The organism is Psychrobacillus sp. FSL K6-2836, assembly GCF_038003085.1.
Taxonomy (GTDB): Bacteria; Bacillota; Bacilli; order Bacillales_A; family Planococcaceae; genus Psychrobacillus.
In genome coordinates this window covers 3,854,436-3,870,968 of record NZ_JBBOOM010000001.1, presented here as the reverse complement: position 1 = coordinate 3,870,968, position 16,533 = coordinate 3,854,436, and the positions used below count along the sequence as shown (strand labels likewise).

The 16,533-nt window shown below is 38.0% G+C and carries 15 protein-coding genes and 1 other annotated feature; of the genes, 2 read left to right on the top strand and 13 right to left on the bottom strand.

Translation table 11 applies throughout. The features are described 5' to 3' along the window. The first annotated feature begins 85 nt into the window (after positions 1 to 85). Entirely contained in the window at positions 86 to 964 is an 879-nt protein-coding gene (locus MKY37_RS18715; RefSeq protein ID WP_340779274.1) for an ATP-grasp domain-containing protein, read from the top strand. Beyond that, positions 961 to 1,773: an ATP-grasp domain-containing protein gene (locus MKY37_RS18710; RefSeq protein ID WP_340779272.1), complete on the top strand. Its 813-nt coding sequence runs from the start codon at positions 961 to 963 to the stop codon at positions 1,771 to 1,773. Before MKY37_RS18715 ends, MKY37_RS18710 begins: the two co-directional genes overlap by 4 nt. Here the strand turns inward: MKY37_RS18710 and MKY37_RS18705 are convergent. The 13 genes from MKY37_RS18705 to yihA form a co-directional block, all read right to left on the bottom strand. Continuing rightward, on the bottom strand, positions 1,770 to 1,979 hold the full coding sequence (locus tag MKY37_RS18705; protein WP_340779271.1) for a hypothetical protein: 210 nt from the start codon (positions 1,977 to 1,979) through the stop codon (positions 1,770 to 1,772). The two genes, MKY37_RS18710 and MKY37_RS18705, sit on opposite strands and share 4 nt — an antisense overlap. A gap of 2 nt (positions 1,980 to 1,981) precedes the next feature. Beyond that, positions 1,982 to 4,624 (bottom strand): valine--tRNA ligase, encoded by a 2,643-nt coding sequence (locus MKY37_RS18700; RefSeq protein WP_340779270.1) that lies wholly within the window; start codon positions 4,622 to 4,624, stop codon positions 1,982 to 1,984. Between the two features lie 45 nt (positions 4,625 to 4,669). Continuing rightward, positions 4,670 to 4,897, bottom strand: a binding site (T-box leader). A gap of 225 nt (positions 4,898 to 5,122) precedes the next feature. After that, positions 5,123 to 5,713 (bottom strand): hypothetical protein, encoded by a 591-nt coding sequence (locus MKY37_RS18695; RefSeq protein ID WP_340779269.1) that lies wholly within the window; start codon positions 5,711 to 5,713, stop codon positions 5,123 to 5,125. 63 nt (positions 5,714 to 5,776) lie between these two features. Beyond that, positions 5,777 to 6,361 (bottom strand): 5' nucleotidase, NT5C type, encoded by a 585-nt coding sequence (locus MKY37_RS18690; protein WP_340779268.1) that lies wholly within the window; start codon positions 6,359 to 6,361, stop codon positions 5,777 to 5,779. Positions 6,362 to 6,387: 26 nt separating this feature from the next. Then, the gene (ribD, locus tag MKY37_RS18685; protein WP_340779267.1) at positions 6,388 to 7,479 is read right to left on the bottom strand and encodes a bifunctional diaminohydroxyphosphoribosylaminopyrimidine deaminase/5-amino-6-(5-phosphoribosylamino)uracil reductase RibD; all 1,092 of its coding nucleotides are present in this window, start codon (positions 7,477 to 7,479) and stop codon (positions 6,388 to 6,390) included. Continuing rightward, positions 7,472 to 8,230: a GTP cyclohydrolase II gene (locus tag MKY37_RS18680; RefSeq protein WP_340779265.1), complete on the bottom strand. Its 759-nt coding sequence runs from the start codon at positions 8,228 to 8,230 to the stop codon at positions 7,472 to 7,474. Before MKY37_RS18680 ends, ribD begins: the two co-directional genes overlap by 8 nt. Before the next feature lie 151 nt (positions 8,231 to 8,381). Continuing rightward, positions 8,382 to 9,677 carry a glutamate-1-semialdehyde 2,1-aminomutase gene (gene hemL, locus MKY37_RS18675; protein WP_340779264.1) on the bottom strand — a complete coding sequence of 432 codons (1,296 nt, stop codon included), beginning with the start codon at positions 9,675 to 9,677 and terminating at the stop codon, positions 8,382 to 8,384. Then, on the bottom strand, positions 9,677 to 10,660 hold the full coding sequence (gene hemB / locus MKY37_RS18670; protein ID WP_340779263.1) for a porphobilinogen synthase: 984 nt from the start codon (positions 10,658 to 10,660) through the stop codon (positions 9,677 to 9,679). Before hemB ends, hemL begins: the two co-directional genes overlap by 1 nt. Then, the gene (locus MKY37_RS18665) at positions 10,660 to 11,421 is read right to left on the bottom strand and encodes a uroporphyrinogen-III synthase (protein ID WP_340779262.1); all 762 of its coding nucleotides are present in this window, start codon (positions 11,419 to 11,421) and stop codon (positions 10,660 to 10,662) included. Before MKY37_RS18665 ends, hemB begins: the two co-directional genes overlap by 1 nt. Beyond that, positions 11,414 to 12,343 (bottom strand): hydroxymethylbilane synthase, encoded by a 930-nt coding sequence (gene hemC, locus MKY37_RS18660; protein ID WP_340779261.1) that lies wholly within the window; start codon positions 12,341 to 12,343, stop codon positions 11,414 to 11,416. The genes MKY37_RS18665 and hemC overlap by 8 nt, the downstream gene beginning before the upstream one ends. 19 nt (positions 12,344 to 12,362) lie before the next feature. Beyond that, entirely contained in the window at positions 12,363 to 13,193 is an 831-nt protein-coding gene (locus MKY37_RS18655; RefSeq protein ID WP_340779260.1) for a cytochrome c biogenesis protein, read from the bottom strand. Positions 13,194 to 13,272: 79 nt separating this feature from the next. Further along, positions 13,273 to 14,640, bottom strand: coding sequence for a glutamyl-tRNA reductase (gene hemA, locus MKY37_RS18650; protein WP_340779259.1), 1,368 nt, complete (start codon positions 14,638 to 14,640; stop codon positions 13,273 to 13,275). 1,311 nt (positions 14,641 to 15,951) lie between these two features. After that, complete coding sequence (gene yihA, locus MKY37_RS18645) at positions 15,952 to 16,533, bottom strand: ribosome biogenesis GTP-binding protein YihA/YsxC (RefSeq protein ID WP_340779258.1); 582 nt, start codon at positions 16,531 to 16,533, stop codon at positions 15,952 to 15,954.

The window sequence follows — 16,533 nt, the reverse complement described above, 5'->3', positions numbered from 1 at the left end:
CAGTTCACCCTATTCCGTCTGATTAAATTTCGTGCTAAACTTCTTGTGAACACATTATAACACGTACTAGTGGAGGTCATTCATTATGCAAACATGTTGGGTCATTTACAACGGTAGTCTTACACATGATAAATTTATCGATCAAGCACTTCTAGTAAAGGAAGCTGCGGACCGACATGATATTCATGCTATTTTAGTGAAAAATTATGAAGTGCTGATGAATGTCCAGCAAAAGTTACATGCCAAACCCGATTTTGTCGTGTTTCTTGATAAAGATATTTTGCTTGCCCAGTATTTGAAAAATGAGGGTATACCAGTATTTAATGATCCAAATGTGATTGAAATTTGTGATAACAAAGCAAGGCAGTATATGAAGCTGGCAAATGCTGGAGTGCCTATGCCTATGACGATTATCGCACCAAAAGTATATCCTGGTTTTTCTATCGAAGAGTCAGGCTATTTCGAGCAGGTGCTCCAAACCATTCCATTACCTATGATTATTAAAGAAGCACATGGCTCATTTGGTATGAAAGTGTATTTAATAGAAACAAGGGAGCAGTTCTTTGCGAAAGTGGAGGAACTCGCAGGTGTAGAGTATGTCTTCCAGCAATTTATCGAAAATAGTAGAGGTAGAGATATCCGTGTAAATGTTGTTGGTGGGCAAGTAGTTGCTTGTATGCTTCGTGAATCCCAAACAGATTTCCGTGCCAATATTACAAATGGGGGTTCTGCTTCCCCTATTATTCTCACACAGAGACAAAAAGATGTAGCAATTCAAGCTGCTGAAGCTTTACAAGCAGAATTTGCAGGAGTGGACTTATTGTTTGGGGACGATGAAGAACCGCTTGTTTGTGAAGTAAATGGCGTAGCCCACATCCGTAACATCTATAATGTAACAGGGATTAATGTTGGGGATGCAATGATAGAATATATTCTGTCAAAAGTTGGAGCAGCTGTTGTATGAAAGGGTTACTCATATATGAAAAAGCGGAGATAGAGCGCAATCAAAGCTTTATTGACCGATTAATAAATGCTGCAAGTGTTCACGAACATACATTAACTGTAGTAGATGATCAGGATCCGATTCCAGAAGCGGATTTTATAGTGTTCCGCACAAGAAATCCGCAATTATCAAAGGAATTAGAACAAAGAAATATACCAATGTTCAATCGCGCAGAAGTGAATGTCGTTGCCAATGACAAATTAAAGGCAATACAGCTTGTACAGCTTCTCGGTATTGCAACAGTTCCAACTAAAAAAATAACAACAGTTTCTGATATAAACGAATATCCTATCGTATTAAAAACAATTGACGGTCATGGCGGAAAACAAGTCGAATTAGTTCACACGGAAAAAGAAGCAACTTCATTTTTGAATACATGTTCTGAAAATACGATTATCGCTCAACAGTATATCGAAACAAATGCTACTGATGTTCGTGTATTCATGCTCGGTAAGGAAGTACTGGGAGCTGTAAAAAGAACTGGGCCAAAAGATAGCTTTAAGTCCAACTTCACTTTAGGTGGAACAGTTGAAAAATACACGCTAGACTCACAGCAAATTGCAGCTGTAGAGAAAATAGCTAAAGCACTTAAAAGTGATTATATTGGCATCGATTTTCTCCTCTTACCTGATGGGAGCTGGCTTTTCAATGAAATAGAAGATCCCGTTGGAGCAAGATCATATTTTGAAACGACTAAGAAGGATATCGCAAAGCCTATTATGGAATACATTCATAATAAACTCACCAAAAAAGAGAGCGACGAGATTTAATCGTCCTCTCTTTTTTGCATTTGAATCGGAAACACACGAATGTTTCCGAGAATCACTTGAATGTGGAGAAAAATCACTAGAATATGAATGAGTATCACCTGAATGAAATGAAAAATCACACGAATGTCACGTAATATCGCTTGAATCTGGAGTACTTCTTCTCCTATAAAAAAACGAGCACCCAAGTTAATAGGTGCACGCTCCATTCTTATAGATTATTCAATTCTTCCATACGCTTCAATACAGATGCGTGTTTTTCTAGATAGTCAGCCTCTTTTGCACGTTCTTCTGCAACTACTGCCTCTGGTGCTTTAGAAACGAAGCGCTCATTGGATAGTTTTCCTTGAACTAGTTTTACTTCCTTAGCCCATTTTTCTAGCTCTTTCGTTAAACGAGCTTTCTCGGCTTCTATATCAATTAGTCCTTGTAGTGGTAGATATAAAACCGCTCCAGTAACTACTGCCGACATTGATTGACTAGGTGCATCTAAATCTAAACCAATTACAAGTGGTTCTGGATTACAGAAACGCTCTAGATACTTAGCATTTGCTTCTAATACTGCTAATGTATTCGCATCCTTCGCCGAAACGTATAATGGAACTTTCTTGCTCATTGGCGTTTGTACTTCCGAACGAATATTACGTACGGAACGGATAATTTCAGAAAGTAATTTCATATTGTCCGCTTCTTCTTTATTGGAAAGGGATTCGTTAACAGTCGGCCAAGCAGCCACTGTAATTGACTCTCCTTCATGCGGAAGGTTTTGCCAAATTTCTTCAGTGATAAATGGCATAAATGGATGTAATAGACGCATAGTATTGTCTAAAACATAAGCTAGCACAGAACGTGTCATATTTTTCGCTGCTTCATCTTCCCCGTTAAGCGGAAGTTTCGCCATTTCGATATACCAGTCACAGAAATCATCCCAAATGAAGTTATAAAGGGCACGACCAACTTCACCGAATTCATAGCGTTCAGAAAGTCTTGTTACTTGCTCAATCGTTTCATTTAAACGCGTAAGAATCCAGGCATCCGCAACAGATTTTTTACCATCTAAATTGATCTCTTCAAATTTCAAGCCATCCATGTTCATTAATGCAAAACGAGATGCATTCCAAATTTTGTTGGCAAAGTTCCATACAGCTTCTACTTTTTCTGTAGAGTAGCGTAAATCCTGCCCAGGAGATGATCCAGTACTCAAGAAGTAACGAAGGGAATCTGCACCATATTGGTCGATTACAACCATTGGGTCAATCCCGTTTCCAAGAGATTTAGACATTTTACTTCCATCTTCTGCACGAACAAGACCGTGAATTAATACATCATTAAATGGACGTGTACCAGTAAACTCAATACCTTGGAAAATCATGCGAGATACCCAGAAAGTTAAAATATCATATCCAGTTGCAAGTGTATTTGTTGGATAATATTTTTTAAACTCTTCGTTTTCTGCATCTGGCCAGCCTAGTGTTGAAAACGGCCATAGTGCAGAGGAGAACCAAGTATCTAAAACATCGTTATCCTGATTCCAATTTTCCGCATCTGCAGGAGCTTCATGGCCAACATATACTTCACCAGTTTCTTTGTGATACCATGCAGGAATACGGTGCCCCCACCATAATTGGCGAGAAATACACCAGTCATGAATGTTTTCCATCCAGTGTAAATATTGTTTTTCAAAACGATCTGGAACAAAGTTTACTTTTTCTTCTGTAGCTTGAAGTTTTATCGTTTCTTCCGCAAGTGGCTTCATTTTTACGAACCATTGTAAAGACAAATATGGCTCTACCACTGCTCCACTACGTTCAGAATGCCCTACAGAATGCATATGCTCTTCAATTTTAAATAGAATACCTGCATCTTGTAAATCTTTTACGATTTGTTTACGGCATTCAAAACGATCCATGCCATCATAGGATGCAGCGTTTTTATTCATCGTTCCGTCTTCATTCATCACTAGAATACGTTGCAGGTTATGACGGTTTCCAATTTCAAAGTCATTTGGGTCATGTGCCGGTGTAATTTTAACTGCTCCACTTCCAAATTCCATATCTACGTAATCATCACCAACAATCGGGATTTCTCGACCAATAATCGGAAGCTTTACTGTTTTTCCGATTAAATGCTTGTAACGATCATCCTCTGGATGTACTGCAACTGCCGTATCACCCAGCATTGTTTCTGGTCTTGTGGTTGCAACATCGATAGAACCAGTACCATCTGCAAGTGGGTAATGCATATGATAGAATGCACCCTGTACATCTTTGTGAATTACTTCAATATCTGAAAGAGCTGTTTTAGTTGCTGGATCCCAGTTGATAATGTATTCGCCACGGTAGATCAAACCTTTGTTGTATAGCTTTACGAATACTTCCTTAACTGCATTTGATAATCCTTCATCTAAAGTGAAGCGCTCGCGTGAGTAATCTAAGCCAAGTCCAAGTTTTGCCCATTGTGCACGAATATGACCAGCATATTCTTCTTTCCACTTCCATGTTTCTTCGACAAATTTTTCGCGACCTAAATCATATCGTGTGATGTTTTCAGAACGTAGTTTTTCCTCTACTTTTGCTTGTGTTGCGATACCTGCATGGTCCATACCTGGCAGCCATAACGCATCATATCCTTGCATACGTTTCATGCGAATAATAATATCTTGTAATGTAGTATCCCACGCATGACCTAAATGTAGTTTACCCGTTACATTTGGAGGTGGAATTACGATTGTATAAGGTTCTTTATCGCTTTCTGGATGAGCTTCGAAGTATTTTCCTTCTAGCCACCATTCATACCGACCCTTTTCAATCGACTGCGGATCATACTTTGTGGACATCGTTGTTTCGTTTGTCATTGTCTGTTCCTCCTAAAAAAGAATATAAAAAAACTCCTATCGTCATTAAAGGACGAAGGAGTTTGTTCGCGGTACCACCTTTATTCGCGAATGCTAATAAAACGCATCACGCTCTCAATTCGATAACGGCTTCAAACCGGCATTTGCTACTCTAGGTTCACAAATACTGCTCGTGGGCTACCTTCAAATGGTGGTTAACAGAAACATTTCAGCAAATTGTTTCCTTTCTTTTGAAAACCAAATCATTTTACTCTTCCCATTCATCGCATCACTATTTACATTGTTCCTATTGTAAAGGATTTTATTATATGTCGTCAAGTCTAGTATGGTGAAAGGAGAAATACAATGAGAAAAGGATATAATCCATATCTGTTGCCTGAATGGTTACGTAAAACACGTTTCTACTGTAAGCATATAAGTATTCCTATTTGTGGTTTTCAATTAATACGTGTACTAATTGTGCCTACCACTTGGGATTTCCTCTTGTTGGTACTATTACTACTCATCTGCTTTTTGTTTTACAAAAACATTATTTGAGGGGAATGAAAGCTTCGAGTACCCATCATCTAAATCCAATATAAATTGGAGTTCAAATTCATCGCCTTTAGGATTTTTCACTTCCATTGGCTCAGCAGGATTTGGACTTTCTAATTCTATAAGAGGTTCAACTGGTTCAGGTTCTGGAGCTTCCTCGTAATCACAGTGTACTGTCCATCCTACTTCAATAGCCATTTCCGGTGTTGGTTTCGAGTTAATATGGTTCACATGAACTGTAGGCTTGGAACCTTCTTTTAATTTGTCTCTACCAATCTCAATACTCATTGGTACAGCATACTCGAAATAACCGACCTCACCTTGCAAATCTAAATCTTCAATTTCCGTGAATTCGCTAGTAGCATGATGTTCTTGTTCACCTTCCTCAAACTTAACGTGGCAAGTGATGTGGTATATACCAACTACTTGGATAAAATCCTCCTTCTCAGCGACTTCGCATTGAGGAGTTACTGCTACATTTTTAATTTCCATTGGAACTCCGAAGCTTTGCGGAAATCGAAATTGTTCTTTTACATCCCATGTTCTTGTTGCCATAAGTCATCCTCCTTCTATAGGACAACTTATGAATCGAACAAAAGGGATAGAACATATTTCACCTTAGAATTGCTTTTCATGTTCGTTTTCTTCTATAATCTGTTTTAGTTCCGACCAATTCGTAAGCCTTGGAATAGTTAGATGTTGGTTATACGATTGCGTTTTTACAAATACCTGTAATGTATCATCCGTCAATGTATTTAATACATCGGGCTTGTCGTCGAAATAATAATCCAACTGTAAGTCTCGAATAATATTCACTTTAGCTTGATCTTTCATACCACAATAAAATCTCTCTTCATCGACCGGGAAACCCTGTTCAACTAGCCATTTCATCGTTTTTTCTCTGTGCTCTGCTGGTCTAGCCGTAATATAGTAAACCTCATGCCCCTGTTCCTGTAGCGTAACTAACGTTTCTACAGCATCTGAATAAGTAGGACAATTCGTGTAATATATTTGTTCCAATGTTTCATTCCACATTTTTGAACCTGCTTCATCGGACATCCCGAACAGTTCATGTATTTCTACTTTATCTAATGCATGAAACTTATCTATTGCCACTTGTTGTCCTAACTTTTCGTTATAAATATGAAAAGCATGCTCTCTTAGATTGATCAATGTATCGTCAATATCAAAACCAAATTTCATTTTTTTTATCCCTCATCTATTACACCTTATTTGTAAGTTGGATAGCCAACAAACTTAAAGTCTTTTCCTATTTTTTGAATATCCGTATCAACTAGCTCAACCGCATCACTCATTAAGTCGATACCGCTACCTTCCATAAATGTAGGAGCATTTTTGCCACCAATTAGTTTAGGTGCAATATAAATAACGGCTTTATCGATTAAGTGGTTCTCCAAAAACGCTGCATTAATCGTGCCCCCACCTTCAATCAATAACGAGGAGATAGAGTTTTCACCTAATAATTGAACGACTTCTTGTACATTAACATGATTAGAATCCGTTGTATGGAAAATACGAACTCCTTCATTTACAAGCTTCTCTTTTTTATCGTTATCATAATTAGCACTTGTGAAAATCCATGTTTCTGCTAAATTATCCGTAACGAGCTTTGCATCTAATGGGATCTTTAATGTGGAGTCCAGGACTATACGTATCGGATTACGTCCATTTTCAATACGAGTAGTCAGCTCGGGATTATCCTCTATAACTGTATTAACACCAACTAAAATGGCCAAATTCTCATTTCTAAGATGATGAACATCCTCACGTGCATCTGCCGATGTAATCCATTTACTATGAGCAGTGTGTGTAGCGATTTTACCATCTAGCGTTATACCTGATTTCAATGTGACAAAAGGTTTTTCCGTTACGATAAATTTATTGAATACTTCGTTCATCTTTTGAGAAGCTTGCTCTTGAATGCCTGAAATTACTTGAATTCCTGCATCTTTTAGAATTTTAACACCTCGTCCAGATACGATTGGATTTGGATCGAGCGTCGCAATAACAACCGTTTCAATACCAGCCTCTACAATTGCTTCTGCACAAGGACCTGTTCTTCCGTGATGCGAACAGGGTTCAAGTGTCACATAGATTGTAGCACCCTTGGCATGTTCCCCCGCCATTCTAATAGCATGAATTTCCGCGTGGGGCTCACCGGGTTTCATATGTGCACCTATGCCAACAATTCGATTATCATTTACGATAACTGCTCCTACTAATGGATTCGGATCTGTTTGCCCTTTCATAGCACGAGCATTTTGCAGTGCAAGATCCATGTAAAATGCATGACTAGTCATTTTGAAAAGTACCTTCTTCCTCCATATGTCCTGAGCGATTTATTTTCGTGTGTAAGTAATTCTCATTGAATTCCGACACATCCCCCCATAATGGTGTACGTCCCGCTACAGATAAACCTGCGTCCTTTAATGCTTTTACTTTTTTGGGATTATTCGTTATTAATGTAACTGGTTTCGTGCGCAATACTTTTAAAACTTCGATTGCATCACCGTAATTTCTAGAATCATCCACAAAACCAAGTTTTTCATTGGCATCCACTGTATCCGAACCATTTTCCTGTAGTATATAGGCCATTGCTTTACTGAAAAGGCCAATTCCTCTACCTTCATGGTTTGCTAAATAGAATAATGCTCCTGCCCCGTTATCAACAATCATTTGCATCGACTGTTTTAATTGGAAACCACAGTCACAACGCTTACTGCCAAAAATATCACCTGTATGGCAAATGGAATGCATGCGAATTAGTGACTCCTCTGTCTCTTTAAAATCTCCATAAACTAACACACTGGACTGTTGGTATTCCGCTAAGTTAGAGGAGGATAAATTGTTGATAATTTGACCAATATCCTCAGTATATTCATTACTATTTAACCAGCTATACCACTGGAATATAACCGTATTCCCATTTAAATTTACTGGCAAACGAATCGGTCCGACTAAATAAATCGAACTTTCATCGGTTTTAATAACTTGAATTTTATCTTTTAATACATTCACTACATCATTTGATATTTCCTTAACATTTTGCATTCCAAATCCTCATTTCTCTAAAGCATAATAGTATCTCTATATTATTCTATTTAGATTACTTTTCGTAAGTAATTATATTTTAGTAATCTTTTTATGTCAATTATCTTAGACTAAAAGAGCCCTGCAACAGTTGCAAGGCTCCAATTTCTATTTAGTTATTAGATAATTTTTCGAAAACTGTATGGAATGCTTGAATTGTTTTCTCAATATGCTCTACAGTATGTGCGCTTGATAGGAATAATCCTTCAAACTGCGAAGGTGGCAGATAAATCCCTTCCTCTGCCATGAGACGGAAATACTTAGCGAACAATTCTAGATCAGATGTTTTCGCTGTATCGAAGTTAATCACGTCTTCATTGGTTAAGAAGAAACCTATCATAGAACCAGCACGATTCACTGTATGTGGAATATTATATTTTGTTGCTGCTTCTCGGAAACCTTTTTCAAGTATATCCCCAAGCTGTATAAAGTAATCATATGATTTTTCATTTAAACGGGTTAATGTTTCATACCCAGCTGTCATCGCTAAAGGATTACCTGAAAGTGTACCTGCTTGGTATACAGGTCCAGCAGGTGCAATCATTTCCATGATTTCACGTTTCCCGCCAAATGCTCCTACAGGAAGTCCGCCGCCAATAACCTTACCTAAACAAGTTAAATCCGGTGTAATACCGAAATATCCTTGTGCACAGTTGTATCCTACTCGGAAGCCAGTCATAACCTCATCAAAGATTAATACTGTTCCGTGTTTTTCAGTTAACTCACGTAAACCTTCTAAGAATCCTTCAACTGGAGGAACAACACCCATATTACCCGCTACAGGCTCAACGATTACCGCTGCTAAGTCATCTCCAAAGTTTTCAAATACATGGCGTACGCTTTCTAAATCATTATAAGGTACTGCTATTGTGTTTTTTGCAATAGACTCAGGTACACCTGGACTATCTGGTAATCCAAGTGTCGCAACTCCAGATCCAGCCTTTATCAATAAGCTGTCTCCGTGTCCGTGATAGCTACCTTCAAATTTCAAAATTTTGTTACGTCCTGTGTAACCTCGAGCTAAACGAAGTGCGCTCATCGTTGCTTCCGTACCAGAAGAAACCATACGAACCATCTCGATAGATGGAACACGCTCCATTACTAGCTTTGCTAATTTGTTTTCGATCAATGTAGAAGCTCCGAAGCTTGTGCCTGTTTCAGCAACCTGCTGAATTGCTTTTACAACGTTTGGTTCCGTATGCCCTAAAATAAGCGGACCCCATGATAAAACATAATCAATATATTCATTACCATCGATGTCTGTTAAAATTGCGCCTTTTCCACTTTCCATGAAAATTGGATCCATATCGACTGATTTAAATGCACGTACAGGACTATTTACTCCACCTGGCATTAACTCTTTCGCTTCTGTAAATGCTTGTTTAGACTGCTCATATGATTTTGTCATTATTTTTCCTCCAACCAACGGGCAGCATCTTTAGCATGATATGTTAAGATCATATCTGCACCTGCTCGCTTCATTCCTGTTAGTGTTTCAAGCACTGTTTCTTTTTCGTTGATCCAGCCATTAATCGCTGCCGCTTTGACCATCGCATATTCTCCACTTACATTGTACGCAACAATCGGAGTAGCAAATGTATTTTTTACATCGCGAATAATATCTAAGTAAGATAATGCAGGTTTTACAATTAGGAAATCTGCACCCTCTTGTACATCGGATGAAGCTTCTCGGATTGCTTCCATACGATTCGAATAATCCATTTGGTAAGTTTTGCGATCACCGAATTTTGGTGCACCGTCTGCTGCTTCACGGAAAGGTCCGTAATATGCCGATGCATATTTTACTGCATAGGACATAATTGGCACATCTTTATATCCAGCTTCATCTAGACCAAGACGAATTGCAGCTACAAAACCATCCATCATATTTGAAGGAGCAATAATATCTGCACCGGCTTCTGCTTGACTTATCGCCGTTTTTGCTAACAAATCAAGGGAAGGATCATTTAAAATACGTTCATTTTCATCCACTACGCCACAATGCCCATGGTCTGTAAATTCACATAGACAAGTATCCGCAATTACGATCAAATGTGGATGGCGTTCTTTGATGAAGCGGATCGCTTTTTGAACAATTCCATGATCATGATATGCCCCAGAACCAACTGCATCCTTTTCAGCAGGAAGTCCGAATAATATAACCGAAGGAATTCCTAAATTTACTACTTCGTCTACTTCCTCTGCTAAACGGTCAAGAGAGAATTGGAAAACGCCAGGCATCGATGATACTTCGTTTTTAATATTCTCGCCTTCCATCACGAATATAGGATAGATGAAATCTTCCTTATGTAAATAAGTTTCCTTTACCATTGCTCGAATACCAGCTGATTGTCTTAAACGACGATGACGTTGAAAAAATAATTCAGTCATTACACTCTTCCTTTCCATTCCGCTAATTTAACGATGACATCTCTTAAAGTATACGTAACTGGCATAACCTGCACAGAAACCTTCATAGACTCTAAAAAATGCTTTGTAATATGTCCGATTGCACAAACTGTGATATGTTCATATCCAAAACTAACCCCAATACTTCGGTGAAAAACCTCGGCTGTCGAAGGACTCGTAAAGATAATCGAACACTTTTCCTCGCTCATTAATAGCTTCTTCACAAGTTCCTTGTTTTCCTCGAGCTCCACTGTTTCATATATAGTCCATTCATCTACTTCATGGTTCAGTCCGGCTGTGATTGTATCTTTGGCAAGATTCCCTTTAACAAATAAACAACGATCCGTTAAGGATGCTACTGTTGGAAATTCCTGAACAAATATATCCGCACTAAATATAGTTGGGGTAAAATCGACTGTTAATCCCAAGGTTTCAATGGCATTGGCTGTTTTTATCCCAACCACCGCAATTTTAGCTTTAAAAAAACTTGCATCCAGACGATACTTTACCATCTTCGATTGAAATGCCTTCACACTACTTTGACTAGTAAAAATAAGCCAGTCATATAAGTTACATTTCTCTAGTTGATCTAAATCTTGAGGACTAACTATCTCCTTTGTCGCAATCATCGGAGCGATTACCGCGTTCCCACCAAGACCTTCTACAAGGTCTGATGCTTCCGATGACCTTAGAATGCCCGTAAAAATGACATTCTCTCCTAACAAAGGAGCATTATTAAACATTCAAATCTGCCTTCACTTGTTGGATTAAATCGTATGCTCCTTGTTCCGTAACAATACGTGCCAGTTCTTTTCCAAGGGCATCCGCATTTATACCAGTTAGAATTTCTTTATATACGATCGATGCATCCGGTGCAGCAACTAGAGCTGTCATTGTAATTTTATCCCCACTAATTGTTGCATGTCCAGCAATCGGCACCTGACATCCACCGTCCATTGCCGCTAAAAATGCGCGCTCTGCTTCAACTGCAACCCATGTATCACGGTCAGAAAGCTTGGATAGCTCATCGATTAATTCTTGATCATCTGCACGGCACTCAATAGCAAGAGCCCCTTGTCCAACTGCAGGTATGCAATCCTCGGGAGATAAATATTCTGTTACGACCTCATCGCTCCAGCCTAAACGTTTTAAACCTGCTGCTGCTAAAATAATTGCATCATATTCGCCATCTTGTAATTTTTGCAGGCGAGTATCTACATTACCACGAATCCATTTAATCTCGATGTCCGGACGTAATAATAATAGCTGGGCACTTCTTCTTAAACTACTTGTCCCAATTACCGCTCCTTTTGGAAGATCAGCAAATTTCACATGGCCTGTTGATATAAAAGCATCACGTTCATCCACACGTTTTGGTGTACATCCCATGACTAAACCTTCAGGTAATACAGAAGGCATATCCTTCATACTATGCACAGCAAAGTCGATTTCTTTGTCGTAAAGGGCCTGTTCTATTTCTTTCACAAAAAGTCCCTTTCCTCCAACTTTTGAAAGTGTAACATCCAAAATTTGGTCTCCCTTAGTCACAATCTCTTTCACTTCAAACTCAAAAGGTGCTCCCATATCTTTCATTTGTTGAATAAACCAATTAGTTTGAGTTAAAGCTAACTTACTTCTTCTAGATCCTACAATAATTTTACGCATAACTTAACGCGTCCTTTCTTTAATACCAAATATGGAATTGAGATAATTGACTTCCTAATAAGAAATTTATCAAAACAAATAGAAACGCATAAATGTGTATCCACGCATAATTTGTCCCTTTAATCTTTGCCGATTTTCTTATCAATAAAACAAGAATATAAATTACTAATACGATAAAAGAATTGACTATCTTTATATCATAGAGTGGAAAAGCATCTAATGATATATATGCCCATTCTAACCCAAGAACTAAACTTACAAACAATAATGGGATTCCCGTTAGAATGGACAGGCTCATCCCGTTTTCAGCTTGTTGCAGTGAAGGTAAACGAGTGAACTGTTTCGTCCACTTTTTCTTCTTTAACACTTTATATAAGATTAAATATAATGTCGAAAAAACAAATGCTAAAGCAAAAGCAGTATAAGCGAGTAGCGCAAACATAATATGAATGAATAACAGCTCAGATTTAAGGTTGTCTCCTACCAGTGACTGCGCCATTGGATTTGGGGCAAATGTATGAATCGTCATAAAAATAAAACCGATCAAATTCAAAAAGAATGCAGGAAGATCCAATCTAAATACCAACTGTAAAACAAGGGAAAGCATAATGATCAACCAGGCATAAAAATATATACCCTCAAACAATGAAAGTATTGGAAAACGCTTCATTTCCATCATATACATGATTAAAAAGATTGTTTGTAAAGTACCAACGATGAAAAGTAACCACACAGCAAATCGATGTGCTCGCAAATCTTTATGTAAGTAATCAATAAAATAAAAAACAAGGCTTATAGCTTGAAGAATGACCATAATCTCATGAAGCCTTGTCATCGTCAGGTCAGTCATAACATTCTCCTTTTACATAGTAAAAAGGCGTTTATTATATCTATTTGTCTCCATACAGATATAAAAACACCTCCTTTACTTAGTTGAATTGCAAGTTTTCTTTTAAATTTTGTGATTCCATTAATGTCTGCTTTAAATTAATTTTAGCTTTTTCTGCTTGTAATGCTACTTCCTTTTGAACATCCTCTTCTATACCAAAGATTTGCTGGAATAGTTGTAGCTGATTTGCAGGATCTTTTGCTGCAGATAATTCTTTTACTTGTAGAATTGGTTCTTTTAACAGCTGATTGACAATCGATTTTGTATGCTTGCTTAAAATTTTGCGTTCACGATCCGTTAAATTAGGCATTTTGTTTTCAATAGATGCCATTGTTTCTGCTTGTATCGTATTCGCTTTTTGACGAAGTGCTGCAATTATTGGTACTACTCCAAGTGTAGTTACCCAATCATTAAATTGTTCAATTTCTGTACTGATCATCTGATTAATTTGTTTTGCTGCACGTTCTCTTTCAGCTAAGTTCGCTTCCACAATCCCTTGTAAATCATCTATATCGTATAAGAACACATTTGGAAGATCACCGATACGCGGATCTAAATCACGTGGTACGGCAATATCTACCATAAATAATGGTTTCCCTTTACGAAGACGCTCTACAAACTGCATAAGTTCAAAATCAATGACAAATTCAGTTGAGCCTGTTGAACTAATGAGGATATCAGCCTCTAATAATGCACATTGAAGCTCGTCCATCGGTTTAGCATCGCCGTCAAACTTAGAAGCAAGCTCCTTCGCTTTTTCAAAAGTACGATTGATCACCGTAACCTTTTCAGCTCCACTACCATGTAGGTTTTGAATTGCAAGCTCACCCATTTTACCAGCACCTAAAATAACAACATGCTTATGGTTTAATGAGCCAAATATTTTCTTCCCTAGCTCTACTGCTGCGTAAGAAACGGAAACAGCATTCTCCCCAATTGCAGTCTCTGCATGGGCACGCTTTGCAAATGTTACTGCTTGTTTGAATAATTGATTGAATACAGTACCTGTTGTACCGTTTTCTTGTCCGTTTAGAAAGCTTTTCTTTACTTGCCCTAATATTTGCGTTTCACCAAGTACCATCGAATCGATACCCGCAGTAACACGGAACAAATGATTATTCGCTTGGTCATCCTCGTGAACAAATAAATAGGTAGATAAATTTTCTAATGGAATATCAAACCAATTTGCTAAAAATTGCTTCACATAGTATTTACCGGTATGTAGTTGGTCTACAGTGGCGTAGATCTCCGTACGGTTACATGTAGATACGATGACATTTTCTAATATACTTTTTTGGTCTTGTAATGCTTGCATCGCATTCGGAAGTTCCGTTTCAACAAACGACAGCTTTTCACGAATTTCGACAGGAGCAGTACGGTAATTGACACCAACCACGATTGTATGCATGGAATATGTCTCCCCTTCACGTCATTTCATAAGTCCAATTATATCATAGCTTTGCGTTAGTTCCGCTCATATTTGTGAACAACATATGAAATCTTATTTAGAATTATTATAAATTAATAATACCAAACAAGCTAACCCAATTCAAACATTCTGTTCACATTAATAAAAGTATAATAATTCAAAAAATAATGTCGAATATAAGGATGTTATTCCCTAATTGAGTAGTTTTTAATCTTTTGTATGTACTCTGATAAAATACAGTTGCTTTACCTTTCATGTGGACGCTTTCCACTTCAATCAATAAAATGAGTAGGGTCAAAACCGTTCCTATCGTTTTCGAAGGGCTTTGGATAGACGTTTTGCTATATTATTACCGAGTAAATTTTTAGTGATATTGGTTGTGACTTCCGTCACAACCAATATCACTTTTTTCGGTAATCTTATGGCGTTTGCTATCCGTTGCCCTCCTACAACTCTTAGAAACAGGTAAGTGCGTTTTTGGATAACTAGAGAAAAGATCCCGCCTATTCATAGAGGGGATGACAGTCTAAGTACGCGACATCGTGATGCTCCTGCGCAAAGCTCGTCGCAAAATAAAAAAACATTTCGCAACGACTGCCTGACCCACATCGTGTGGGCCCGAAGATGCAATTTCGTTCGCTATGTCGCTTCTTTATGGAGCAAACACTTACTTCTTCTCTTTATTTCCACTAGGATAAAAGAAAATTTGCTTTCTTCCTCGACCATTTGATAATCGCATTTCTAATTCAAAAGCGATTACAAATAATTTAATTACTCTCTAAAATTTGACCAATCTTATCATCAAGAGGATAAGCTAGGCCAAATATCCTAGTGGAGTACTACTCACTGATTGATTTTAGTTACAGGTGGCGACTCCAGCATGAGAAGCGAGAAAGTCGAGACCCCGCAGGCGTGTTTATTAGGAACGAAGGTCAAGAAATCTACAGCATGTGTCGACGATTCGTAACCAGCATTGTACTGGTCCGAGGAGGCTCGGCCTCGCTCAGCTAGAACGCGTCCACCTGTTTCTGCATCGCTACGCTAGCTTCGAAACATGAAAGTGCGTTGTAACGAAATCACTAGCATTATTCATTCCTTAAAGTATCATGAGCCTTGTGTTCACGGGAGATTTTTTATACTTTCTTAATCTTTAAAAAAGCGAGTTCTTGATCGACTTATCGCTCAAGAACTCACTCGGAAATACTTTTATACAATTAGTCTCTACTATTCAACTGCAGAGAATCAAATAAGTTTAGAGATTCCCAACAAATAGCTTCAATCTAAGTAGAATTAAATTCTACTTTCAATTTCAGCCCATGCTGCATCGAAGCCTAGACCTGTGTCTGATGAAAAAACGATTAATGGATCCGTTTTGTCCATTTGAAGTTCATCCTTCACTATCTTTTTATGCTTATCCCATTTCCCTTTAGGGATTTTATCTGCTTTTGTTGCGATAACAATACAAGGGATATTATAGTGCTTTAGGAAATCATACATCATACAATCATCGCCTGTTGGTGGATGTCTTAGATCTACGATTAACACTACAGCTTTTAAAATGTTGCGTGAGGTAAAATAAGTTTCAATCATTTTACCCCATGCAGCACGTTCTGATTTAGATACTTTTGCGTAACCGTAACCAGGTACATCAACAAATATCAGAGCTTCCTCTAATTGATAAAAGTTCAATGTTTGTGTCTTACCTGGTTTAGAAGAAATCCTAGCCATGCTTTTACGACCAATCATTTTATTGATAAAGGATGATTTCCCTACATTTGAACGTCCAGCTAAAGCTATTTCAGGTAAATCACCCTCTGGATATTGCGCTGGTCTTACGGCACTGATTAGTAATTCTACATTATGGATTTTCAT

Coding starts and splice junctions, on each gene's coding strand:
- hemC (WP_340779261.1), bottom strand. CDS start 12,343: ATGCGTAAAATTATTGTAGGATCTAGAAGAAGTAAGTTAGCTTTAACT.
- MKY37_RS18705 (WP_340779271.1), bottom strand. CDS start 1,979: ATGGAGCGTGCACCTATTAACTTGGGTGCTCGTTTTTTTATAGGAGAA.
- MKY37_RS18690 (WP_340779268.1), bottom strand. CDS start 6,361: ATGAAATTTGGTTTTGATATTGACGATACATTGATCAATCTAAGAGAG.
- hemB (WP_340779263.1), bottom strand. CDS start 10,660: ATGACTGAATTATTTTTTCAACGTCATCGTCGTTTAAGACAATCAGCT.
- MKY37_RS18655 (WP_340779260.1), bottom strand. CDS start 13,193: ATGACTGACCTGACGATGACAAGGCTTCATGAGATTATGGTCATTCTT.
- MKY37_RS18695 (WP_340779269.1), bottom strand. CDS start 5,713: ATGGCAACAAGAACATGGGATGTAAAAGAACAATTTCGATTTCCGCAA.
- MKY37_RS18700 (WP_340779270.1), bottom strand. CDS start 4,624: ATGACAAACGAAACAACGATGTCCACAAAGTATGATCCGCAGTCGATT.
- hemA (WP_340779259.1), bottom strand. CDS start 14,640: ATGCATACAATCGTGGTTGGTGTCAATTACCGTACTGCTCCTGTCGAA.
- ribD (WP_340779267.1), bottom strand. CDS start 7,479: ATGACTAGTCATGCATTTTACATGGATCTTGCACTGCAAAATGCTCGT.
- MKY37_RS18665 (WP_340779262.1), bottom strand. CDS start 11,421: ATGTTTAATAATGCTCCTTTGTTAGGAGAGAATGTCATTTTTACGGGC.
- hemL (WP_340779264.1), bottom strand. CDS start 9,677: ATGACAAAATCATATGAGCAGTCTAAACAAGCATTTACAGAAGCGAAA.
- MKY37_RS18680 (WP_340779265.1), bottom strand. CDS start 8,230: ATGCAAAATGTTAAGGAAATATCAAATGATGTAGTGAATGTATTAAAA.
- yihA (WP_340779258.1), bottom strand. CDS start 16,533: ATGAAAATCCATAATGTAGAATTACTAATCAGTGCCGTAAGACCAGCG.
- MKY37_RS18710 (WP_340779272.1), top strand. CDS start 961: ATGAAAGGGTTACTCATATATGAAAAAGCGGAGATAGAGCGCAATCAA.
- MKY37_RS18715 (WP_340779274.1), top strand. CDS start 86: ATGCAAACATGTTGGGTCATTTACAACGGTAGTCTTACACATGATAAA.